The sequence below is a fragment of the Kribbella aluminosa genome, assembly GCF_017876295.1.
In the GTDB taxonomy this organism is placed as follows: domain Bacteria; phylum Actinomycetota; class Actinomycetes; order Propionibacteriales; family Kribbellaceae; genus Kribbella; species Kribbella aluminosa.
This window is the reverse complement of sequence record NZ_JAGINT010000002.1, coordinates 1,165,910-1,189,762: the sequence shown is the minus strand read 5'-3', so window position 1 is coordinate 1,189,762 and position 23,853 is coordinate 1,165,910. Positions and strand designations below refer to the sequence as shown.

General features: G+C 69.5%; 16 protein-coding genes. 5 read left to right on the top strand and 11 right to left on the bottom strand.

The genetic code is table 11. The features are described from left to right. Nucleotides 1–2 precede the first annotated feature (2 nt). Nucleotides 3–1,478, bottom strand: coding sequence for an alpha/beta hydrolase (locus JOF29_RS27070; protein ID WP_307863718.1), 1,476 nt, complete (start codon nucleotides 1,476–1,478; stop codon nucleotides 3–5). 101 nt (nucleotides 1,479–1,579) lie between these two features. Then, nucleotides 1,580–2,611, bottom strand: a complete 1,032-nt coding sequence (locus tag JOF29_RS27065; protein WP_209700025.1) for a PSP1 domain-containing protein — start codon at nucleotides 2,609–2,611, stop codon at nucleotides 1,580–1,582. A gap of 220 nt (nucleotides 2,612–2,831) precedes the next feature. On the opposite strand from JOF29_RS27065, the gene JOF29_RS27060 reads away from it, so the two are divergent. Beyond that, nucleotides 2,832–3,017: a hypothetical protein gene (locus JOF29_RS27060; protein WP_209697245.1), complete on the top strand. Its 186-nt coding sequence runs from the start codon at nucleotides 2,832–2,834 to the stop codon at nucleotides 3,015–3,017. Next, on the top strand, nucleotides 3,014–3,430 hold the full coding sequence (locus JOF29_RS27055; protein ID WP_209697244.1) for a type II toxin-antitoxin system VapC family toxin: 417 nt from the start codon (nucleotides 3,014–3,016) through the stop codon (nucleotides 3,428–3,430). Before JOF29_RS27060 ends, JOF29_RS27055 begins: the two co-directional genes overlap by 4 nt. Nucleotides 3,431–3,909: 479 nt before the next feature. Here JOF29_RS27055 and JOF29_RS45550 read toward each other — a convergent pair whose 3' ends face one another. From JOF29_RS45550 to JOF29_RS27030, 5 genes are all read right to left on the bottom strand, one after another. Next, complete coding sequence (locus tag JOF29_RS45550; protein ID WP_209697243.1) at nucleotides 3,910–4,968, bottom strand: DUF4190 domain-containing protein; 1,059 nt, start codon at nucleotides 4,966–4,968, stop codon at nucleotides 3,910–3,912. 25 nt (nucleotides 4,969–4,993) lie between these two features. Further along, the gene (locus JOF29_RS27045) at nucleotides 4,994–5,659 is read right to left on the bottom strand and encodes a DUF4190 domain-containing protein (RefSeq protein WP_209697242.1); all 666 of its coding nucleotides are present in this window, start codon (nucleotides 5,657–5,659) and stop codon (nucleotides 4,994–4,996) included. Between the two features lie 108 nt (nucleotides 5,660–5,767). After that, nucleotides 5,768–6,976: a DNA polymerase III subunit delta' gene (locus JOF29_RS27040; protein WP_209697241.1), complete on the bottom strand. Its 1,209-nt coding sequence runs from the start codon at nucleotides 6,974–6,976 to the stop codon at nucleotides 5,768–5,770. Beyond that, a complete protein-coding gene (gene tmk, locus JOF29_RS27035; protein ID WP_209697240.1) occupies nucleotides 6,973–8,958 on the bottom strand; it encodes a dTMP kinase in 1,986 nt (661 codons plus the stop codon). The genes JOF29_RS27040 and tmk overlap by 4 nt, the downstream gene beginning before the upstream one ends. A 284-nt stretch (nucleotides 8,959–9,242) precedes the next feature. After that, nucleotides 9,243–10,364: a pyridoxal phosphate-dependent aminotransferase gene (locus tag JOF29_RS27030; protein ID WP_209697239.1), complete on the bottom strand. Its 1,122-nt coding sequence runs from the start codon at nucleotides 10,362–10,364 to the stop codon at nucleotides 9,243–9,245. Nucleotides 10,365–10,442: 78 nt separating this feature from the next. Here JOF29_RS27030 and JOF29_RS27025 point away from each other — a divergent pair, with 78 nt between their 5' ends. Next, complete coding sequence (locus tag JOF29_RS27025) at nucleotides 10,443–11,840, top strand: aminotransferase-like domain-containing protein (RefSeq protein WP_209697238.1); 1,398 nt, start codon at nucleotides 10,443–10,445, stop codon at nucleotides 11,838–11,840. 109 nt (nucleotides 11,841–11,949) lie between these two features. Here the strand turns inward: JOF29_RS27025 and JOF29_RS27020 are convergent, their stop codons facing one another. Continuing rightward, nucleotides 11,950–14,724, bottom strand: coding sequence for a glycoside hydrolase family 2 TIM barrel-domain containing protein (locus tag JOF29_RS27020; protein ID WP_307863716.1), 2,775 nt, complete (start codon nucleotides 14,722–14,724; stop codon nucleotides 11,950–11,952). A gap of 60 nt (nucleotides 14,725–14,784) precedes the next feature. Continuing rightward, on the bottom strand, nucleotides 14,785–15,216 hold the full coding sequence (locus JOF29_RS27015) for a Fur family transcriptional regulator (RefSeq protein WP_209697237.1): 432 nt from the start codon (nucleotides 15,214–15,216) through the stop codon (nucleotides 14,785–14,787). Between the two features lie 26 nt (nucleotides 15,217–15,242). On the opposite strand from JOF29_RS27015, the gene JOF29_RS27010 reads away from it, so the two are divergent. Beyond that, nucleotides 15,243–15,491, top strand: a complete 249-nt coding sequence (locus tag JOF29_RS27010; protein ID WP_209697236.1) for a hypothetical protein — start codon at nucleotides 15,243–15,245, stop codon at nucleotides 15,489–15,491. A 2-nt stretch (nucleotides 15,492–15,493) separates the two neighbouring features. Here JOF29_RS27010 and topA read toward each other — a convergent pair whose 3' ends face one another. Together topA and JOF29_RS27000 are read right to left on the bottom strand one after the other, a co-directional pair. Then, nucleotides 15,494–18,205 (bottom strand): type I DNA topoisomerase, encoded by a 2,712-nt coding sequence (gene topA / locus JOF29_RS27005; RefSeq protein ID WP_209697235.1) that lies wholly within the window; start codon nucleotides 18,203–18,205, stop codon nucleotides 15,494–15,496. Nucleotides 18,206–18,524: 319 nt separating this feature from the next. Beyond that, nucleotides 18,525–19,871 (bottom strand): alpha/beta hydrolase family protein, encoded by a 1,347-nt coding sequence (locus tag JOF29_RS27000; protein WP_209697234.1) that lies wholly within the window; start codon nucleotides 19,869–19,871, stop codon nucleotides 18,525–18,527. A gap of 156 nt (nucleotides 19,872–20,027) precedes the next feature. On the opposite strand from JOF29_RS27000, the gene JOF29_RS26995 reads away from it, so the two are divergent. After that, nucleotides 20,028–23,669, top strand: coding sequence for an NPCBM/NEW2 domain-containing protein (locus tag JOF29_RS26995; RefSeq protein WP_209697233.1), 3,642 nt, complete (start codon nucleotides 20,028–20,030; stop codon nucleotides 23,667–23,669). The last annotated feature ends 184 nt before the right edge of the window (nucleotides 23,670–23,853 follow it).

Genomic DNA, 23,853 nt, shown 5'->3' with positions numbered 1-23,853 from the left:
TCCTAGCACTTGATGTCGGCGGCGGGCGTGTTGCCCTGCACGAGGTAGCTCTCGACGACGTTCTTCACGCAGGCGTTGCCGGACAGGTACGCCGTGTGCCCGTCGCCGTCCCGGGTGACCAGGACACCGCTGTCCAGCTCGTGCGCCAGCCCGACCGCCCACTCGTACGGCGTCGCCGGGTCGCGCGTCGTACCGAGCACCATGATCGGCTTCGCCCCGGCCGCCTTGATCGGGTGCGGGGTGTTCGTCGGCTTCACCGGCCAGTTCACGCAGGACACCGACGACCAGGCCATGAACTCGCCGAACCGCGGTGACGCCGCCTTGAACTTCGGCACCTCCGCCTGGATCTGCGCGATCGAGGTGGCGTCCGGGCGGTCGCTGCAGTTCACCGCGATCTGCACCTCGTTCGAGTTGTCGGCGTACCCGGTCGGCTTGCGGTCGGTGTACTCGTCGGCGAGCGCGAGCAACCGGCTGCCGTCACCCGACAGCCCGGCCGCGACGGCGTCCTCGAGCCGCGGCCAGAAGTCCTTCAGGTACAGCGGGTAGACCAGGCCGAGGGTCACCAGCGCCTGCGTGACCTGGCGCTGCCCGTCACCCGGCAGCGGGTGCTCGTCGCTGTCCTTGATCAGCTGGTCGACCTTGGCGAGCACCTCGGCCTTGTTGCCGCCGAGTTTGCAGGACCGCTGCGCGCAGTCCTCCGCGAACGCGTCCAGCGCCTTGTCGAAGCCCTTCGCCTGCTCGATCCCCATCTGCTCGGACGTGCTCGCCGGGTCGACGGCGCCGTCCAGCACCATCCGGCCGACGTTCTTCGGGAACTCCTCGGCGTACGTCGCGCCCAGGTACGTCCCGTACGACATGCCGAGGTAGTACAGCTGCGGGTCGCCGACGATCCCTCGCAGTACGTCGATGTCGCGGGCCGCGTCCTTGGTGTTCACGTGCGGCAGCAGCCGGCCTGAGCGCTGTTCGCAGCCGGCCGCGAAGGCCTTCGACTGCTTGTCCAGGTCGGCGATCTCGGCGGCGTTGTCCGGGCTGCCGTCGGCGGCGATCATCGCGTCCAGCCCCGCGGTGTCCAGGCACTTCACCGGCGTCGACTCGCCGACCCCGCGCGGATCCCAACCGATCACGTCGAACTTCCGCAGCACCGACGACCCGAACAGCATCGGCGCCTGCGCGGCGAACTCCTGCCCGCTCGCCCCCGGGCCGCCCGGGTTGATGAACAGCGTGCCGATCCGGCCGCCGGGATCCTTCGCGAGCACCTTCCGGGCGCGCAGCTCGATCGTCTGGCCGGCCGGCTTGGTGTAGTCCAGCGGCACCTGGATGGTCGCGCACTGCTGGTTGGTACCGCAGCGCTGCCAGTCCGGGCGCTGCTGGTAGAACTTCTCCAGCCCCGCGGGGATCGGCCCGACCGGTCCGCTCGGCGGATTGCTCCCGACGCCGGGCGCCGTACCGTTGCCGGCCTCCTGCGCACGACTCGCCACCCCACACCCACTCGCGAGCACCGCAAGAGCTGCCACCAGTACGCTCGACCTGCCACCTACCCCGCCCCGAGTGAAGCGAGGGGTGGGTTGAGTGCGGAATCTCACTGGGCGGTGTCTCCCTCGTCTTCGTGGTGCAACCGGCGCCGCCGGCGCGGCTTGCGGGCCCGGCGCTCCTCGCGCGTCTCTTCGGGCACTTCGGATGTCTCGGGTACTACTGGTGGCTCGGGCACTTCGGATGTCTCGGGCATTTCGGATGTCTCGGGCACTACTGGTGGCTCGGGTACGACGGGCGGCGCGTCCGGGGTCGTCGTACCCGATGCCTCGTACTGCTGCCGCGGCGAACAGACGTCCGCCCGGCTGCACGCACACCGCCGGCCCGAGGCCGCCAGCCGGACGACCACGGTGTCGCTCGGCACGTTGTGCCCGACCACCACTCCATCACCCGCGGGGGTCTCCACCGCGGTTCCGAGCGCCGGGGCGTTGGCGTTGAACTCCTGGTACAGCGGGTGCTCGTACTTCAGGCAGCACATCAGCCGCCCGCACGCGCCGGAGATCTTCAACGGGTTCAGCGGCAGGTCCTGGTCCTTCGCCATCCGCACGCTGACCGGCTCGAAGTCCTTCAGGAACGTCGCACAGCACAGGTCCCGCCCGCACGGCCCGATCCCGCCCTGCAACCGCGCCTCGTCCCGCGCCCCGACCTGCCGGAGCTCGATCCGCGCCCGCAGCGCCCGCGCCAGGTCCCGCACCAACTCCCGGAAATCCACCCGGTGCGGCGCGGAGAAGTACACGATCACCAGCTGATCGATATCCGGCCGCCGATCGACGAAATCGATCCCGACCACCTTCATCGGCAACCCGTGCTGCCGGATCGTCCGCTTGGCGATCAGCCGGGCGTCCGCCCGCCGCTGCCGATTCTGCTCGTCCCGCTCCAGATCCTGCGCGGTCGCAATCCCCGCACAGGCAGGCAGCCCGCCGACCTCCTCGGTCACGTACTGCGGCGCCCACACACACTCGGCAACCTCAGGCCCGTCGTCCGTAGGCACCAGCACCTTGTCCCCCACCCGAGGCCGAAACTCCCCCGGATCAAGGTAATAAAGCCGCCCGTACCGCTCGAACGACACCGCCATCACCATACCCACGCCCTCAGACTACTTGCAGATCTCCTCCCCGACCCCCATCGCAGCCACCCCACAGCCACACGAGCAACCACGCAAGCAGTCCCCGCGCGGCCCAACTGCCTGCAAGGCTGCAGCGACGACCGCGCGAGGTGCTCCACGAGGAATGGCCGACACACAAGAATTGTCCGGTCACCGTGGGATACTCGGCGTTGTAGTCGATCCTGGAGGTAATGTCGTGACCGCAGACAACGCCGAACACTCGGGCCGCTCGCGCGGCGCCGTGTCTGTTGACGAATTGTTCCGGGGCACTGCCCCAGTGCGCTCTGCCGACGATCTTGCCGCGGATGGAGTCTTCGACGACGGCGAGGTGGACGAGTTCCTGGCCGATCTGGGCACGATGCGGCGGGCCGACGTCGCGTGAGCCCGCGCAGGATCGTGCTGGACACGGATGTCGCTTCCCTGAGCATCAAGAATGCGCTTCCGCCTGCGCTGCTTCGCGAGTTGCTCGGAGCCCAGGTAGCAATCACGTTCGTCACCCTGGGCGAGCTGAGCCGCTGGGCGCATCTTCGCAACTGGGGCCCCTCCAAGGTCGCCGGGCTCGAGGCATGGCTGACCACTCGTCCGACGTTGCCGTACAACGAGTCCGTGGCCCGGCGATGGGGTGAGATCTCCGCGTACGCCACCAGGCGTGGACGACCACGACCCCAGAACGACAGCTGGATCGCGGCATGCTGCCTGGCCTACGATCTGCCGCTGGCAACGCTCAACGTCAAGGACTTCACGGACTTCGCCGAGTACGAGGGCCTACAAATCGTCGGGCACGAGGCTCGCTAGACGACTCGCAGGCACCAAGTGCAGGAGCTCGACGAGCAGAGCCTTGGCCCATACGACGTCCCGTGCCACAGGTGCCGAGGACAGCTCGTCGTCGGGTAGCTCACGGCGCCGCGACTGTGATTTCCTCCACCTAGGTTCGCTTCGCGGGCTAATGCTGGGGTGCAGGCGACAGCACGTCGGCGGTCGAACCACGGTCCCCGTCGTGACATTCACCCGGCGATCGACGTCCGCCTAGCACTCACCCGCGAGCGGCAGCTCGCAAGCAGCCGGCGGCAGCTCAGCGGCGCCAGCCGCAGCTCCCCGGCGCGAGCCGGAAACCATGTTCCGGGCGCTAGCCCGGGGGCGGGTGGGAGCGCGCGGAGCGGACGCGTCTGAGGAGCGGAGCGACGAAGCTAGCGGCTGCGTAGCACGCGGGGACTGCTGGTCGTCTGCGTGGCGCGCGGTGGCTACTCTCAGGGGCGGTTGCTGTCGGCAAGCGGTTAGCGGTGGCTGTTTTTGACGGTGCCGGTGAGTTTGTCGGTGCCGGGGCCGTAGGCGGCGCACAGGATGCGGCGGTCGCCGGAGTTCCAGGTGGGCTTGTCCGGTGTCCACCAGGCGAGCTGCAGCTCGGAGTCGTCGCGGGACTTGCCGACGTACGTGCCGAACGGCCCGGCGCACGCTTGATCGGCGTCGTCGTCGATCGCCTTGTCGCCGGGGTACGCGCCGGCGGGGAGCGTGACGGAGGCGACGAGCTCGCCGTCGTGCTCGACCGGGCAGTCGCGCCGGACCACCTCGTCCTCGACGCTGGTCTTGTCGAAGCAGTCGCCGATCGCCAGCTCGTCGACGTACACGCTCGACGACCCCGGGTTCGGAGCACCCGAGGTGTCGCCGGACGAGCCGAACGCGATCACCAGGCCGATCAGCGCCACGTACCCGAGCGTCACCAGCGAACCGATCACCACTCCGGCGATCGCCATCCCCTTGCCGGCCTGCGGGCGCCGGCTGATCTGGACCAGCGCCGCGATCCCGAGCCCGATCGCCACCGGCGCGGACACCCCGATCAGGATCCCGCCGAGCCCGGTCACCAGCGACGCGGTCGCCAGCGAGTTCGTCCCGCCCGACCCGCCCAGATAGCCGTACCCGTACGCCGCGGGCGGCTGCCCGTACGCCGGCGGATACTGCCCCGGCCCGTACCCGTGCCCATACGGCACCTGCCCATAAGGCGGCTGCCCGTACTGCGGTTGCCCGAACTGCGGCTGAGCCTGCCCGAACTGCGGCTGCCCGAACTGCGGCGGCGCCTGACCGTATTGCGGCTGCTGCCCGGGCGCGGCCCACGACGTACCTGCCGAGTGCTGGCCGGGCGCCGCCCAGGTCGGCGTATCTGTCGGCTGCCGGCCCGGTCCCGTCGGCGGGGGTGTACCCGGCTGCTGCTCGCCCGGTGCCGTTGGCGGCGTGCCCGGCTGCTCGGGGCGCCCGTACGTCGGGAACGCGCGCGTCGGGTCGTGGGGCCGGTCCTGCGGCCGTTCCGGCGGCTCCGATCCGTACGGCGGCTGAGTCACGTCGTCTCCCACTCCCCCGCAGGCGCTACCGTTGCGCTCCGCGCATCGTACCGCTCAGGTGCGTTCCCGGCATCCCGAGCAGGCACAGCACGTTGCCGTCAGCAACGGCGTGGTTCTCGAGCACCACGTAGTACATGTCGAGCTCGGACCGCTCGTAGGGCTTCCCGACGAAGTCGACGAACGCGCCCGCGCACTGCTGGGTCGCCTCGGCGCCGGCCTGCGTCCCGGACAGGCCGACCAGTGCCGCCGGTACCTTCGCATAGGCCTCGCCGGTGTGCGGTCCGGCGCAGTCCGCGATCCGCACCAGCCGTAGTGCGTCGGACTCCAGGTCCGCGTCGAAGCAGCGGCCGACGTCCACGTGCGAGATCGACACGGTACGGCCGATACCGCGGCGGTGCTCGGCGACCAGGTTGAGCGTGACCGCGACGCCGATCGCGATCACCCAGCACAAGGAGACCAGCAACGCGCCGTACGCGAGCCGCTTCCCCTGCCCGCCGAGCCGCTTGATCCGGCGCAGCGCGATCCCGGCCAGGACCACCGCGAGCGGTACCAGCCCGGGCAGGCTGACCGCGAGCGCGGCGACGGCGTACCCGTCCTGGCGTCGCACCGGGTTCGGGACGCCCTCCAGCCAGGACTCAGCCGACGGCAGCGGCTGCCGCACCGGCTGGATCGGGGAGGAGGGCTGGTTCATCGGGGTCCGTTCGGAGGTGGTGCCGGGCAACCACCCGGACACCCAGTCATCGGACCCGCGCGTCTCGGTGTTACAACCGCCGCCCAGTTATCGGACGTGAGTCACGCCTCAGCGGAGCACCCGGCGCGGAATGCTGAACCCGTCGCCGCGGCCCTCGAACAGCGAGATCGTCATCGCCTCCAGCGCGATCAGCGGCGCCACGTTCGCCTCGACCGCCTCCCGGCACATCGCGATCGCGTCGATCCGGCGGATCGACTGCTCGGGGGTGGTCCGGGCCGCGAGCTGCTCGATGTTGCGGTGCAGCTCGGCGTTGATCAGCTCGGCGCCGGAGCGGGTCTGCACCACCAGGACGTCCCGGTAGAGCGCCATCAGGTCGACCAGCGAGCGATCCAGGACGTCGCGTTCCCACCGTTTCGCGCGGGCCTTCTGCTGGTCCTCGAGCTCCTTCAGGGCAGCGTTCGCCTCGCGCGGCTTGGCGCCCTTGGTGCCGACGCCGAGCGCCTGCTCGAGCGCGGCCCGCTCCTTCTCGTCGACCTTCTCCGCGCTGGCCTTGGCCTCCTCCTTGGCCGCGTCGACGAGCTGCTGCGCCGACTTCAGGCACGCCCCCAGGTCCCGCAGCGCGAACGGCACCTCCAGCACCCGCGTCCGCCGGTCCCGTACTTCGGCGTCCCGGGCCAGCGCCCGCGCCCGCCCGATGTGCCCCTGGGCAGCCCGCGCCGCGAACCACGCCAGGTCCGCGTCCACGCCCAGCTTCGCACTCAGCATCTCCGCGACCGCCGCCACCGGCGGCGTCCGCAGCACCAGCAGCCGGCAACGCGAACGGATCGTCGGTACGACGTCCTCGACCGTCGGCGCGCACAGCACCCAGACGGTCCGCGCCGCGGGCTCCTCGATGCTCTTCAGCAACGCGTCCGCGGCCTGCTCGGTCAGCCGGTCGGCGTCCTCGACGACCATCACCTGCCAGCGGCCCTGCGTCGGGCTCATGGCGGCCCGCCGGACCAGCTCGCGGACCTCGCTGACGCGGATCGACAGCAGCTCGGTGCGGATCAACGACACGTCCGGGTGCGCGCCGCTGAGCGCCGTCCGGCACTGGTTGCACTCGCCGCAGCCGTTGTCGGCGCACTGCAGCGCGGCTGCGAATGCGCGACCCGCGTTCGACCGGCCGGACCCGGGCGGCCCGGTGATCAGCCAGGCGTGTGTCATCCCGGCGACCGCCGCACCCCTGTCACCACGCAGTACGGCGGATGCGCCGTCCACGGCCCGACGCAGTACGGCGACCGCGGGCTCCTGCCCGACCAGGTCGTCCCAGAGACTCATAGGCCCACCTTCGGGAGCATCGGTTGCAGGCGCGCCCGGATCTGGCGGGCGATGTCCTCGCGGTCCTGGGACGCGTCCAGGACCAGGTAGTGCTGCGGCTCGGCGGCGGCCAGTTCGAGGAACGCGTGCCGGACCCGCTCATGGAACTCGTCGCCCTGCGCCTCGATCCGGTCCCGCTCCTTGAACCGGCCGAGCCCGCTCTTCGGCGGCAGGTCGAGCAGGATCGTCAGGTTCGGCCGGAGGTCGTCGGTGGCCCAGCGGTTCACCCGCTCGACGTCGGACAGGTTGAGGTCGCGGCCGGATCCCTGGTAGGCCAGCGCGGAGTCGACGTACCGGTCGGTGATCACCACCGCGCCGGCCTTCAGCGCCGGCTTGATCACCGAGTCGACGTGCTCGGCCTTGTCGGCGGCGTAGATCAGCGCCTCGGCGCGGTGCGAGATGTCGCCGGTGGCCGGGTCGAGGACGATCTCGCGGAGCGTCTTGCCGAGCTCGGTCGCGCCGGGCTCGCGGGTCAGCAGCACCTGCTGGCCCTGTTCCTCCAGCCACTTCACCAGCAGCGCGGACTGCGTCGACTTGCCGGCGCCCTCGCCGCCCTCGAGCGCGATGAACAGCCCGGTGGTCGGGTAGTCGCCGCGGGTCTTGCCGAAACTCCGCCGTACGTCGCGCCAGAACGGCACGCCCGGCCGGTCGTCCATCTGCCGCCAGGCGAGCAGCCCGATCACGCCCGCCACCACCGCGGCGATCACCATCGTCATCGAGGCGCCGTTGTACGTCGCCGAGTGGCCGGCGATCGTCCAGGTGTGCCGGCCGATGGCGCCCGCGGCGAACGGCGCGATCGCCAGCGTGACCGCGAGCACCGTACGCACCGCGGACTGCACGAACGCGAACGTCCGCCCGCGGACCGCGTCCGGCACCTCGAGACCGAGCAACGTGTACCCGGACACCCACGAGCCGCCGGCGCAGAACCCGAGCAGGATCGCGATCATCGTGGCGATCTCGATCTGGTGGATCAGCGCCAGCCCGGCCAGGCAGATGCCGGACCCGACCAGCCCGGCCGCGAACAGCCGGCGCCGGGACAGCCCGGAGAAGATCCGCGGCCCGAACCCCATCCCGAGCGCGAGCCCGCCGAACACCGCACCGAAGAGCAGGCCGTACCCCGGGTCGCCGGCGCCGAGGTCCTCGACGTACGTCCGGCCGAGGCCGATCACGACCGCGCCCGCCGCGAACGCCCCGGAGATGCCGACCACGAGCCCGCGGACCACCGGCGTACCGGTGACGTACGACCAGCCTTCGACCATCGTCCGCCACAGCGTCGGGTGGTCCTCGTGCTCGTGCACCGCGCGGCCGATCTCCGAGACCGACACGATCGCGAACGCGGAGACCGCGAACGTCGCGGCGTTCAGGTAGACGGCCAGGTCGATCGAGAAGTCGCCGGCCCAGCGGGTGACCAGCGTGATCGCGGTGAAGATCGCGGCGGCCGGGAGCGCCGAGCCGTACGTCGTGATCAGGCTGAGCTGGTTCGCCGCCTCGAGCCGGTGCCGGGGCACCAGGTTCGGCACGCTGGCGTCCTTGGCCGGGCCCCAGATCAGGCTGACGACCTCGATCAGCACGGTCGCGACCAGCAGCCAGGTGAGGGTGTGCACGATCGGGATCGTGACGAAGAACGCGGCCCGGACCAGGTCGCCGACGATCATCGTCGCCCGCCGGTCCAGCCGGTCCGCGACCCAGCCCGCCACCGGCCCCATCACCAGCGCCGGCAGCACCCGGAGGAACAGCACGCCGCCGATCGCGAAGTTCGCCAGCTGGTAGTTGTCGCCGGCGAACGACTTCGCCATCGCGGTCAGCGCCAGCAGGCCGATCCAGTCGCCCAGGCTCGACAGCCCGAACCCGATCCACAACCGCCGGAACGCCCGAATCCGCAGCACCGCGCGCACATCGTGCGCCGGTGCGGGATCTGTCAGCGGGTCATAGGCCTCCGGCACACCGCAAGCCTAGTGGGCGGCGCGGACAGCCCGACACGCCTCCCGATCGCGACTCTCCGAGACCGGGTTCACACTGAAAGTAGTCGAACGTTCGGGGGGCTGATGGTCCACGTCAAGGCGCACCACCGAAAGCGCCCGCTACCTCGACGCGGCGCGGGCGGGCCCATCGGCGTCGCGGCGATCGCGACTCTGGTCGGGACCGTCGGCATCGCGGGGACCGCCCTGTTCAGCCCGTCCGGCTCGGCGCCGACCAAACCGCAGAGTCCGCACACGAGCGCAACCGTTCACATCCCCAAGCGGACCCCGACCCCAGGCTGACCGGCCGCCGCTCGCACCAGGGCAGTTGTCAGCGCATCCAAATCGGCCTTCAGCTCCGGCGCCGGCAGGTAGCCGAACCCGAGCCGGAACACCCGCGGCTCATCCCCGAACCAGTCACCATCAGCCAGCCGTACGCCGGTCTCCGCGGCCTCCTGCTTGAACCGCCCGAGGTCCACCTTCACCCGGATCACGCACAGCGCCCCGGCCGAGGGCCGAACCCATTCCACCAGCTGACCGTTCGCGGCAACCCAGTCCTGGGTGATGAGCAGGTTCTGTTCCAGCCAGCCGCTGCGTTCGGCGAGGTTCTCCTTCTCGAACACCCGGACCGCCAGCGCCTCGCACACGGGCGACGCCGACACGACCGTACTGAACTTCGCCGTCACCAGCCGCTCCACCAGCCCCGGATCCGTGCTGATCACCCACCCGATCCGCAGCCCGGCTGCCCCGTGGCACTTGGACAGCGACGCGACCGAGACCACGCGCGGCCCGAGCTCGACCGCCGTGTCCGCGACCTGATCAACGCCGTACGTCGCCGACCTGTACGTCTCGTCCACCAGCAGATACGCGTCCGGGCACACCACAGCCATCGCATCGACGATCTCCCGCAGCACCGACCTCGGTACAGCGACCCCCGACGGGTTCTGTGGTGTCGCCAGGCTGACCAGCTTCGTATCCGGCGTGAGCTGTGCGCGTACCGCGTCCGCCCGCACCCGGTAGCCGTCGTCGAAGCTCACCGGAACCACCCGCACCGACGCCCCCACCGTCTCGAAGGCGCTGCGTGTCATCGGGAACTCCGGCGCCGTCGTCACCACCTCGCCCCGCTCCGCCAGCAGGTAGGCGAGCAGGAAGATCGCGTGCATCCCGCCCACCGTGACAACGACCTCGTCGGCCCGTACGCCGTGCCGCTCCGCGATCGCGGTCCGCAGCCGCACGTCGCCGGCCGCCGTACCGTAGCCGAGCTCCAGCTCCGCCAGCTCCGGCGTCAGCAACTCCGCGAGCCGGAGGTCCGGCCCGTAGCTCTCACCGAGTTCGTGGCGGGCCTGCTCGCCGGTCAGGGACATGATCTGGTGGCGCGGAAACTTCGGCATACCGCCATCGTTCAGCGCATCCGCTCGCTACTGCAGAGCCAATCCGGCAGAATTGGTTCGCAGATGAGACCAATCGAGATGGCTGACCGGTTGGGCCGCTGGTCGTCCGGCCGCGGCCCGCTCTACCTGCTGCTCGCGTCCCGCCTGCGGCAGCTGATCGACGACGGCGAGCTCCCGCCCGGCGTACTGCTGCCGCCGGACCGTGTCCTCGCGGCTGCGCTGGCGGTCGGCCGTACGACGGTGGTCGCTGCGTACGACCTGCTCCGGGCCGAAGGGCGGATCACCCGGCGCCAGGGCAGCGGCACGCACGTGGCCGGCGTACCGAACGGCGAGCAGGTGGAGGACGCACCGGTCGACCCGCTCTTCCTGGACTCGCTGGAGGCCCGGGACGACGACGTCCTGCTGGCCGTCTGTGCTGCGCCGGGGGATCCGCCGCCACAGCTGGCGGAGGCGTTCGCGCGGATCGCGCCGGAGCTGGCGTACGTCGACAACGACATCGGGTACTACCCGTACGGGTATCCGTCGCTACGGCACGCGCTGGCCGACCGCTACACGTCCCGCGGGGTGCCAACGCGGTCCGAGCAGATCCTGGTCACGAACGGCGGCCAGCAAGCCCTCTCGTTGCTGGCGCACGCGCTGGTGTCGCCGGGGGACCAGGTGATTGTGGAGGCGCCGACGTACCCAGGAGCGCTGGAGGTGTTCCGGCAGGAGGGCGCCGTGCTGCGGGGGCTGCCGGTTGGGCTGGAGGGGTTCCAGCCGGCGGTCCGGGAGCGGCGTCCGGCGGTGGCCTACGTGATACCGACGTACCACAACCCCACCGGTTCGGTGCTGTCGGCGCTCGCACGACAGCGGCTGGCGAGTGCGGGTGTGCCCGTGATCGAGGACGAGGTCCCTGCTGATCTCGCGTTCCCGGGTGAGCCTGTGGTCACACCGATGGCGGCGTACGGCGACGCGGTGACCTCGATCGGCTCACTCAGCAAGAGCATCTGGGGCGGCCTCCGGATCGGCTGGGTACGTGCGGCACCGCCCCTGATCAACCGGCTGGCCCGTCTTCGCGCCGTACACGATCTGGGCGGCAACGTGCCCACTCAACTGGCCGCAGTACATCTGTTGCCGCTCCTGGACGCCCCTGAGCTGCACCACACCCTCAAGGCCCGCCACGACCACCTGCACGCGCAACTCACCCAAGCCCTCCCCACCTGGGACATCCCACCGGTCAGAGGCGGCCAATGCCTCTGGGTCCGCCTCCCGTACGGCGACGGCAACTCCTTCGCCCAAACCGCCCTACGTCACGGCCTAGCCATCCTCCCCGGCGCCGGCCTCGACATCACCGGCACCAGCGACTCCCACCTCCGCCTACACTTCCGCGCCCGCCCCCCAGACCTCACCGAAGCCGTCCACCGCCTCACCCAGGCCTGGCACGCCTACCGCCCTCCAGCCACCCGCACCCACCCCCGCCCAACAATCACCATCTGACCCGTCCTGGGGCCAGCTGGGCTGAGTGGACGTCCACGCAGGCAGAAGTGGGGTAGGTGGCGCGTTTATCGCGCGAAACCGGCAGTTCTGCCTGCGTGGCGGTCCGCCTTCACCCCGTAAAGCGGAGGGTGAGGGTGGCGGGGGCCGTCTTCAGCTTGTCGCGGTCCGGGAGGGCGGGGCCGCAGGCTGCGGTGCCGACGCCGGTCTGAGCGATGTCGAGGGTGACGTAGGTGGTGTCACCAGGGACCAGCTCCGCTGCGTGGTGGGCGGTTTCCAGGTCGTGGGTCGTCCAGTCGCGGACGGTGAGACCGAAGAGTTCGCCGACCGCCTCGATGCGCAGGCCGTCGATCGTGGCCCAGCGGGTGTCGATGCGCTGGCCGTTCTCCTGCGGGCGGACGTACGGCGTCTGCAGCTCGGCGACCGTGGCGGAGTACTTCCCGACCGCGGCGGCCGCCCGGGTGTCGACGTACGCCTCGTTCGGGCCGGTGCCGAACCACTCGACCCGCTCGGCCTTCGGCAGGTCGAACGTGATGCCGAGCCGCGGCAGCACCTCCGGGATCAGGCCTTCCGGTACGACGCTCAGCTCGAGTACGACGGCACCGTCGACGGCGGTCCAGCGCCAGGTACTGCGCAGACCCCACTGCAACTGCGGCGGCGCCGTCCGGGTGACGACCTCCCAGGCACCGTCGCGCTCCCCCTGCGACACGATCCGGTGCTGCACCCGATGCAGCCCTTCCTCACGCCACTTGGCCGCGACCCCCGGGTTGGTGTCGTTGTCGATCGGCGCCCGCCACACATCCAGCCGCACATTCCGCAGCCCAGCGACACTGATCCCGTCCACCCCAGCAACACCCTCAGCCGGCGCGCCACCCGCAACCACCTCGGTCGCGGTCGGCTCGTCCAGGCGGAGCTGGCCCCAGGCGATGCGGTGACCGGCTTCGGCCCACGGGGTCGCCTCGGTCAGCTCGGCCGTGACCGTCAGCCAGGCCTCCGTGCGCTCGCTCTGCTTCAGGATCCCCGGCGGCAGCTCGACCGACACAGTCTCGCCCGGCGCGATCACCGGCACCGGGAGGTTCCCGGCGCCGACGAGCTCACCCTCCGCCTCGGTCCGCGTGGTGAAGGTCAGGTGGCCGGTGTCCAGCACCTCGTACAGGTTGGTGATGGACACCCGGTTGCCATCGGCAACGATTCGCAGCGGCTCGATCACCTTCACGTACTCGTGCATGCCCGGCGACGGCGTCCGGTCCGGGAACAGCAACCCGTCGCAGACGAAGTTCCCGTCGTGGATCGTCTCGCCGAAGTCACCGCCGTACGCGTACACCTCGCGCCCGTCGATCGTCGTCCGCAGACCGTGGTCGATGAACTCCCAGATGAACCCACCCTGACACCGCGGATACTTCTCGAACACCTCGCGGTAGTCGAGCAGCCCACCCGGCCCGTTCCCCATCGCGTGCCCGTACTCGCAGAGGATGAACGGCAGGTTCCGGTAAAGGTTGCTGTCGGCCCCGATCTCCGCGCACCCCTCCGGCGAGGTGTACATCCGCGAGTAGATGTCGACGAACTCGGCCTCGGTGTCGCGCTCGTAGTGCACCGGCCGCGACGGGTCGAGCTCCTTCGCCGCGTCGTACATGTCCTTCAGGTTCGAGCCCATCCCGCACTCGTTGCCGAGCGACCAGATCACGATCGACGGGTGGTTCTTGTCCCGGTGCACGGTACGCCGCATCCGGTCGACCAGGTCGTCGCGGAAGCGCGGGTCCATCACCGGGTTCGGCAGCTTCGGCGGCTGCGGCTCGTACCCGAACCCGTGCGACTCCAGGTCGCACTCGTCGATGACATACAACCCGTACTCATCGCACAGCGACAGGAAATGCGGATGCGGCGGGTAGTGGCTGGTGCGGACCGCGTTGATCCCGGCCCGCTTCATGATCAGTACGTCGTCGAGCATGTCCTGCTCGGTCAGCGTCCGACCGCGGTCCGGGTGGAACTCGTGCCGGTTGACGCCCTTGAACAGCACCCGGTTGCCGTTGACGGTGAAGATCCCGTCGACGATCGCGACCGTTCGGAACCCGATCCGCAGCCGTACCTCGCCGCCGGCGGTCCGCAGGACGGCGTCGTACAGCCGAGGCACCTCGGCGCTCCACGGCTGCACGCCCTCGACCCGCGTGTGCGCACCGGTCGCCAGCTCCAGCCCGAGCTCCGGCACCGACACGGTTCCCGGTACGTCGGACTCGACGAGCAGTGTGCCGACGCCGTCGACGTGGTCCCAGGCCGCCTTCACGAACACGTCGGTCGGCGCGTCCGGGCGCAGCGCGAGCAGGTTCACCTCACGGAAGATCCCGGACAGCCACCACATGTCCTGGTCCTCGACGTAACTGCCGGTCGACCACTGGTGCACGCGAACGGCGAGCTGCGCGTCCTTGCCGGGGGCAACCAGGTCGGTCAGGTCGAACTCGCTGACGAGCCGGGAACCCGACGACCAGCCGACGTACGAACCGTTCACGTACACCGCGAACCGCGAGTCCACGCCCTCGAACCGGAGCACGATCCGGGCGCCCGCGAAGTCGGCCGGCACCGTGACGGTGCGGACGTAGTCCCCGGTCGGGTTGTCGGTCGGCACGTACGGCGGCTCCAGCGGGAACGGGTACACCACGTTCGTGTACGCCGGCTTGCCGTAGCCGTTCAGCTGCCAGTGGCCCGGGACCGCGATGGTGTCCCAGCCGGAGGTGTCCGGGTCCTTCAGGTCGTCCGGCGCGTCCGCGACGCTCGGGGACAGCCGGAAGCTCCAGTCCCCGCCGAGCGGCAGCCGCCCGGAGTCGTCATCCAGCCACGAACGCGGGGGCAGCACGTTCGCCCCGGAAGCAAAGTCCTCGACGTAATGAGTCACGAAAGTCGACCCTAAGGCCTAACTGTTCACAACTCCACACCTATCAACAGATATGGACAGTCAGGCCTGACAGTCTTTGCACACACCCACGAGCGCAACCTGCTCCGGTGCGAGGTGGAAGCCGAGGTCGCGGGCGAGTTTCTTGCGGGCGGACTCGAGGATGTCGCCGGGGGCGTCGTACACGGTGCCGCACTCGGAGCAGCGCAGGTGCAGGTGCCGCGGCGCGAGATCGCCGGCCAGGTGGTACGTCGTACCGGCCCGGCCGAGGTGGACGTGCGTGACGAGCCCGAACTCGCCCAGCGCGTCGAGAGCGCGGTACACGGTCGCCCGATGGATCCCCGGCCGGAGCTGCTCGGCACGCTCACCGATCTGCTCCGCGCTCAGATGCTCCTCGGTCCCCGCGAGCACCTCGACCACCGCGAGCCGGGCAGGCGTCACCCGCTCCCCACGCTCCCGCAACCGCTGCGCGCTGACCTCGACAGCACTCGTCATCCGCGCTCCTCGCAAATCCGCTGGTTGTGACCCCACCCAATGTACGTTCCGTCTACCACGTTCAGGTCGTCGACGGCGAGGAGGTGACCGTCACCGGCAAGTGGCGCAGCGGACGCGTCGTCGCCCGGGAGGTCGTCAGCCAGACGACCGGGGCCGCGGTCCGCGCCCGGCGGCCGCCGCTGTGGCTGGCGGTGCCGGTCGGGATCGCGTTCCTGGTGTTCTTCGCGTTCGTGCTCTACTTCATCATCCGCGGCTTCAGCAGCTTCGGCGGCTGAGCTCAGGACTTCTTCGCCGGAGCCTTCTTCGCGGTCGTCTTCTTGGCGGCAGCCTTCTTCGTCGCCGTCTTCTTGGCAGCGGTCTTCTTGGCCGCCGTCTTCTTGGCAGCGGTCTTCTTGGCAGCGGTCTTCTTGGCGGGCGCCTTCTTCGCGGTCTTCTTCACCGGACCCCGGGCTCGTTTGTCCGCCAGCAACTCCGCGGCACGGAGCAGCGAGATCGTCTCGACCGAGTCGTCCTTGCGGAGCGTCGCGTTGGTCTCCCCGTCGGTGACGTACGGACCGAACCGGCCCTCCTTGACCACGACCGGCTTCTTGGACTCCGGGTCCTCGCCGAGCTCCTTCAGTGGCGGCGCAGCAGCCTGGCGCCCACGCTGCTTGGGCTCCGAGTAGATCGCCAGAGCCTCCTCCAGCGTGATGTCGAACATCTGCTCCTCGGTCGACAGCGACCGCGAGTCCGTGCCCTTCTTCAGGTACGGCCCGTAGCGCCCGTTCTGCGCGGTGATCTCCTCACCGGTCGAAGGGTCCTTCCCGACCACCCGCGGCAGCGACAGCAGCTTCATCGCGTCGTCGAGGCCGATCGAGTCCAGCGTCATCGACTTCAGCAGCGAGCCCGTCCGCGGCTTGGCGCTCTTGGGCGCGTCCTCCGGCAGTACTTCGGTCACGTACGGCCCGAAGCGCCCCGCCTTCGCGACCACCTTCAGCCCGGTGTCCGGCGCGTTGCCCAGCTCGTGCTCCACACCCGACGGCTGCTCCAGCAGCTCCCGCGCCTTGTCGACGGTCAGCTCGTCCGGCGGCAGGTCCTCCGGTACGTTCGCGCGCCGCTCGTCCTTGTCCTCGACGTACGGCCCGTACCGCCCGACCCGCAGCACGATCCCGGAGTCCTCACCGCCGACCGGGAACGTCGACATCTGCCGGGCGTCGATGTCGCCGAGGTCGGTGACCATCGACTTCAGGCCCTCGAGCTGGTCGTCGCCGAAGTAGAACCGCGACAGCACGCCCTCGCGCTGCAGGTCCCCGGACGCGACCTCGTCGAGCACGTCCTCCATCGTCGCGGTGAACGCATAGTCCACCAGCCGGGTGAAGTGCTCCTCGAGCAGCCGCACCACCGCGAACGCCAGCCAGGCCGGAACCAGCGCCTGACCCTTCTTGTAGATGTACCCGCGGGCCACGTTGGTGCCGAGGATCGACGCGTACGTCGACGGCCGGCCGATCTCGCGCTCTTCCATCTCGCGGATCAGCGTGGCTTCGGTGTACCGCGCCGGCGGCTTCGTCTCGTGCCCGGACGCGACCACCTCGGAGGCGGGCAGTACGTCGCCCTCGGCCACGTCCGGCAGCCGCGTCTCCTGGTCGTCCGTCCCGGCGGACGGGTCGTCCGCGCCCTCGACGTACGCCTTCAGGAACCCGTGGAAGGTGATCACCCGGCCGGACGAGGTGAACTCGCACCGCTCGCCGGTCGCGGCCGTGGCGTCGATCTTGATCGAGACGCTGTTCCCGATCGCGTCCCGCATCTGGGACGCGATGGTCCGCATCCAGATCAGCTCGTACAGCCGGAACTCCGCGCCGCTCAGCCCGGTCTGCGCCGGCGTCTGGAACGTCTCGCCGGCCGGCCGGATCGCCTCGTGTGCCTCCTGGGCGTTCTTCACCTTGGAGGTGTAGACGCGCGGCTTGTCCGGCAGGTACGACGCGCCGTACAGCTCCCGGACCTGCGCCCGGGCCGCGGTGATCGCGGTGTCCGACAGCGTGACGCTGTCGGTACGCATATAGGTGATGTTGCCGTTCTCGTACAGCCGCTGGGCGACCTGCATGGTCTGCGACGCGGACATGCCGAGCTTGCGACCGGCCTCCTGCTGCAGCGTGGTGGTCCGGAACGGCGCGTACGGCTTGCGGGTGTACGGCTTGGACTCGATCGACCGGACCGTGAACTGCGAGTCCCGCAGCGCGGCGGCCAGCGCGGTCGCGGTCGCCTCGTTCAGATGGACGGTGTTCGCGCCCTTGAGCTCACCGACCGAGCTGAAGTCGCGGCCCTGCGCCACCCGCTTGCTGTCCACCGAGACCAGGCGGGTACCGAACTGCCGCGGGTTCCGGTCCTCGCCGGCGTCCAGCGTGGCGTCCAGGTCCCAGTACGACGCGCTGCGGAACGCGATCCGCTCCCGCTCGCGGTCGACCACCATCCGGATCGCGACCGACTGCACCCGGCCCGCGGACAGCCGCGGCATGACCTTCTTCCAGAGCACCGGGGAGACCTCGTACCCGTACAGCCGGTCCAGGATCCGGCGCGCCTCCTGGGCGTCGACCAGGTCCTCGTCGATGTCCCGGGCGTTGCCGACCGCGTCCTGGATCGCCTTCGGGGTGATCTCGTGGAAGACCATCCGCTTGACCGGGACCTTCGGCTTCAGCTCCTCGAGCAGGTGCCAGGCGATCGCCTCGCCCTCGCGGTCCTCGTCTGTCGCCAGGAAGAGCTCGTCGGCGCCCTTGAGCAGGTCCTTGAGCTTGCGGATCTGCGCCTTCTTGTCCGCCGGTACGACGTACAGCGGGTCGAAGTGCTCGTCGACGTTCACGCCGAGCCGGGCCCAGGGCAGGCCTTTGTACTTGGCGGGGATCTCGTCCGCCCCGCTCGGCAGGTCGCGGATGTGGCCGAAGCTGGACTCCACCACGTACCCGGACCCGAGGAAACCGGCGATCATCCGCGCCTTCTTCGGCGACTCGACGATCACCAGGCGCCTACCCCGCGATCCAACAGAGTCCGCGGCTGTCTTCGTCCCTGCCACTGCGCTCCCTTACCTCTCGTCCCTACGACAACGGCTTCCCAAATAAATTGGCACAGTCGACGTCTGTTCCCCCGAGCACAGACGGGCGTAGCCCGTCCGAGGACAGAGTACGGCTGACGGCAATGCGTTTTCTCAACGCACGGTAACCGGTCCCGTCCCCTGCATGCCTCTCAGGCTGGCAGAAGGTGACGAAGAACCCATCGTCACGGCGCGTCGTGACACCGCCACAGTGTGCCCCCGGGACTCCCCACGAGCGTACGCCGTCTCAGAAGGAGAACCGGACCTCAGGGAATTTCGGGGAGTCGCCGCGGAGCAGCAGCGCGGGCCGCCGGCGGAGCGTCAGGTCGAAGTACGCGGCCAGGTACTCGCGCTGCGCGAGCATGCTGCGGGCCGGTTTCGCGCTGCCGACGAGCGCCTTGATCACCGTCGTGACGATCGGGTCCTCGCCGTAGATCGCGTGGAACAGCTGGGAGAAGACGAACTGGTAGTCGGTGAACGCCTTCTGCTTCGACCGGGTCAGGGTCAGGTTCAGCCGGCCGCCGTGTTGCGCCGCCCAGAACGCCGCCCAGGACTTGTCGTAGTAGTCCTTGCCCGGCTCGGTGCGCTGGGTCTCGGCGGAGCCGAAGAGCAGGAACGGGCGGTCCAGCCCGTGCTCGGCGACGTCGCCGAGCGGGCCCTTCAGCCGGTCGTCCTGGAGCGTGCCGTCCAGGTTCGCGCCGGCCAGGATCCGCTCGTCGGCGAGCATCGCGGTCCCGGTCGTGTAACCGCCGAGCGCGAACCCGAACATGCCGATCTTGCGCACGTCCAGCCCGTCCGCGAACCCGTCCGGCAGCTGCTTGCCGTTCGCGTCCACGGTGTCGCCGTCGGCGATCCGCTGCAGCTGGTCCAGGACGAACCGCACGTCCGCGGTCCGGGTCTCGACGGCCGCCCGGATGTCGGACGGCTGCGGCGGGTCCTGCGACGTACCGGGCAGGAACCGCCCGCCGGGGAACTCCACCGGCGTCTCGTGCGAGTGGTCGATCGTCACCACGACGTACCCGCGGCCGGCCAGGTCCTCCACCTGCGCGGTGTTCACGAACCGGCTGGCCTGGTACCCGGGCGAGAACAGCACGACGGGGTGCCGCAGCGGCTGCATCGGTACGTCGACCCGCGCGTGCGTGACGGTGTTGCCGAAGTCGAACGACCCGCTCGGCAACGCCAGCCCGTCCGCACCGGTCCACACCGCGTCCACCTCGACCGCGGTCCGGGCCGGCATGTACTTCGCGAACGGCGCCGTACCCCACATCCCCGCCGGATACCAGAAACTGACCATCAACTCCCGCTGCCCACTGGGCATGGCCGGATCGATCCGCGCCCGATCGACCAGGTGCACCGCAGTTGTCCCCAGCGCCTTTCGCCCGGTAGGAGCAGGCAGCGTGAACCGCACCGGGTGAAAGTTCGGCTCCCCCGCCGCACGCAACTGCTGCAGGCCGTCAAGTCCCGGGTTGAACGGCGAGGCGTGCGCCGGGGCCGCTCCGGCTACCGTCCCGCCGGCCGCCAGGCCGGCCAGCAGACCCGCGGTCAACATGTGGCGTCTGGTGAGGTTGGGGCTGGTGAGACGCGAGTTCGCCATGCGACTCATCGTCATCGTCCCGTTTCACCCCGTGATGGAGACACCGTCTCAACTTGATGAAGCTGACCTGATGACAATCCGCGATCGGTGCGCTTCACTGTGCACACCTTGTTCATAGATGCGTGAAGTGAGGCAGTCATGAGCATCTTTGTCCGCATGAAACGTTCAGTAGTCGCGCTGGCCCTACTCCCCGGTGCGCTCGTGTGCACCGCCGGTCCCGCCCGGGCCGCCGGCACCACGCTCGGTGACGTCACCGCGTTCTCCGCCGACGCCGGCTCCGCGACGTACACCCTCACCGCCGGCCCCGCGAAGGTCCGCGTCGTGTTCCTGAAGGACGACGTGTTCCGCCTGTGGATGGCCCCCGACGGAAACTTCACCGACCCGGCGAGCACCGGCACCGGCTCGACCATCGTCACCAAGGCCGACTACCGAACCCCACGGACGACCTGGCGCGACCGCGGCACGTACTACTCGCTCAGCACCGGCAAGATCGAAGTACGCGCACAGAAGCAGCCGCTCAAGTTCTCGCTGTACCGCGCGAACGGCCAACTCGTCTGGTCCGAGGCCGCGCCGCTGTCGTGGACCGACACCTCCACCACGCAGACCCTGGACCGCGGCCCGGCCGAGCAGTTCTTCGGCGGCGGCATGCAGAACGGCCGGTTCTCGCACCGCGACCGGACGATCAAGATCTCCAAGGACTTCAACTGGGAGGACGGCGGCAACCCGAACGCCTCGCCGTACTACATGAGCACCGCGGGGTACGGCGTACTCCGCAACACGTTCAGCCCCGGCAGCTACAGCTTCACCAGTCCCGTGCTGAGCACCCACGACGAGAAGCGGTTCGACGCGTACTACTTCGTCGGCGACCTCAAGACCTCGCTCGACCGCTACACCGAGCTCACCGGGCGGCCGTTCATGCCCCCGATCTACGGGCTCGAGTACGGCGACTCGGACTGCTACAACCGCGGTCACTACGGCACCGATCCGGATCCGAGCAACGACTGGAAGGTCAACCCGGACAAGGTCACCACGCTGGACGCGGTCAAGGTCGCGCAGAAGTTCCACGACCAGGACATGCCCGGCGGATGGATGCTCGTCAACGACGACTACGGCTGCGGATACTCCGCGAATACCGACTCCGAGCAGGTCGACGGCACCTGGTGGGGCAAGCGCGACATTCCCGCGCTGAAGCAGACCGGTGACGAACTGCGGGCGCGCAACCTCCAGATGGGGTTGTGGACCCAGTCGTCGCTCGACCGGCAGCCCGCCGAGATCGGCGAGGCCGGCGTCCGGGTGCGGAAGCTCGACGTCGCGTGGGTCGGCCCGGGGTACCGGTACGCGCTGAGCGCCTGCGACACGGCGCACGACGGCATCGAGCAGTACAGCAACGCCCGCGGGTTCACGTGGATGGTCGAGGGCTGGGCCGGCGCGCAGCGGTGCGCGGTGCAGTGGACCGGCGACCACAGCGGTTCGCTGGACGCGATCAAGTGGCAGATCCCGGCGATCACCGGCTCCGGGAACTCCGGGATCGCCTACAGCGCGGGCGATGTGGACGGCATCTTCGGCGGCAGCGCGACGTCGTACGTGCGTGATCTGCAGTGGAAGGTGTTCAACCCGGCGCTGATGAGCATGTCCGGCTGGTCCACGCCGGCGTACAAGCAGCCCTGGGCATACGGCGAGCCGTACACCTCGATCAACCGGAAGTACCTGAAGCTCCGCGAGCAGCTGCTGCCGTACTTCTACACGTACGCCGCCGAGGCTCATCGCACCGGAGCACCTCTGGACCGGTCGCTGGTGCTGGAGTACCCGAACGACCCGCGCACCTGGGACGACACGACCAAGTACGAGTTCCTGGCCGGCAAGGAGTTCCTGGTCGCGCCGATGTACGGCGCCGACGAGGTGAAGAACGGGGTCTACCTGCCTGCCGGGCGGTGGATCGACTACTGGACCGGACGGGTGTACCAGGGTCCGACGACGGTGAACGGGTACCACGCGGCGCTCGACACGCTGCCGTTGTTCGTGAAGGCGGGTGCGGTGGTGCCGATGTGGAAGCCCGGCATCAACAACGCGGTGGAGCAGAAGCCCGGCGACCCGATCGGCGTCGACATCTACCCGTCCGGCAAGTCCTCGTTCGCGATGTACGAGGACGACCGGGTGACACGATCGACCGCATCCGCCACACAGACGTTCTCCGTCAACGCGCCCACCCAGGGCCGCGGCGACGTGACGGTCCGGATCGGCCCCAGCGTCGGCACGTACGACGGCAAGCCCACCACCCGCCCGTACGACCTGACGCTCCACACGGGCAGCGCGCCGCACAACGTCCTCGTCGACGGCAAGGCCGTCAAATGGACGTACTCGAACGGAATCGTCCGCATCCAGACCGCGTCGATTCCGACCTCGAAGTCCGCGGTCGTCCTCCTCACCGGCACCTCCGCGGTAGGCGGCCCCGACGTCACGAACACCTTCGGCACCCCTGACCTGACCACACCCTCGCTGTGGAACGCTCCAGGTCAGCCGACCGAGGTCACCGCGTCGTTCCGCAACGGCACAGGTACGACGGTCCGCAACGTCCGGCTCGACGTACAGGTGCCGTCCGGCTGGTCCGTCGCCGGCCCGAACACGTTCTCCACCGTCGCACCGGGTCGGAGCGTGACGACCAAGCTCCAGGTCACACCCGGCGCCGACGTGAAACCCGCGAGCTTCACGCTGACGCTGCAGGCGTCGTACGTTGCCAAAAGCAAGAGTTATACGAACACCGCGAGCGGCACGGCACAGTTGCCGTACGCATCGTTGTCCCAAGCCGCGAACGTGGTCGGCGTCAGCGACGCGTCGACGTACAAGCAAGGCAACTTCGACGGCTCCGGCAACAGCTTCAACGGCGAGGCGTTGGCAGCCGCCGGGTACACGCCGGGAGCAACGGTCTCGGTCCAGGGCGCGAACTTCACCTGGCCGACCGGCGCACCCGGTACGCCGAACCTCGTCAAGAACCAGTCCGCACCGATCCTCGCGTCCGGAACCGGTTCGCACCTGGCACTCCTCGGCGCCGGGGCAAGCCTGAACGCCCGCGGTACGGTGACGATCATCTACACCGACGGAACCACCTCCGAAGGTACCTTCCAGCTACCGAACTGGTGCTGCCAGGACCCGGCCACGGGCGGCGCCAAGCTCGCGGTGTCGGTGAAGGGCCGCTACACAGCAGCCGGCCTGAGCAACACGACAACGGACTACCGGGTCTTCTACACCGCCGTACCGCTGGATCCCGGGAAGACCGTCAAGGCGATCAAGCTTCCGGGCGGCGGACTGGGCTTCTTCGCAGCCACCATCGCCGACAAACCGTTGCCCCCAGCACCGACCGGCGACAACTGGGTCAGCGACCTGGAGTTCCTCGACTCCACCAACGGCTGGGGCCCGGTAGAACGCGACCACAGCAACGGCGAAGACGCCGCCAACGACGGCGGCCCGATCACCCTGAACGGCGTCCAGTACGCCAAGGGTCTAGGAGCCCACGCCCCGTCCTCGGTCTCCGTCCGCCTCGGCGGCAACTGCAAAACCTTCACCAGCGACCTAGGCGTGGACGACGAGGTCGCAGACCGAGGCAAAGTCACCTTCAAAGTCCTCACCGACGGCACCGCAAAGTACACGTCCGACCAACTGACCGGCACGTCCCCCACCGCCACAACCACAGTAGACGTGACCAACGCCCAAACCCTCACCCTCGAGGTAACCGACGGAGGCGACGGCAACACCAGCGACCACGCCGACTGGGCCAACGCCAAACTCACCTGCAACCCGTAGCCCGCCCTGCCATCCGCCCGAGGGCCAACCCACCACCAGAACGGTTGACCCCTCCCATGGTGGCTGGGAGCCCCGCACACCAACTCGTGCACTCGAACGGCATTTCGGGGGTTAACCCCCAAGGTTGCTGCTTTGCCTGCGGCATGCAAGCGGTGAACGCACCAGCTCAAGGGTTAACCCCTGC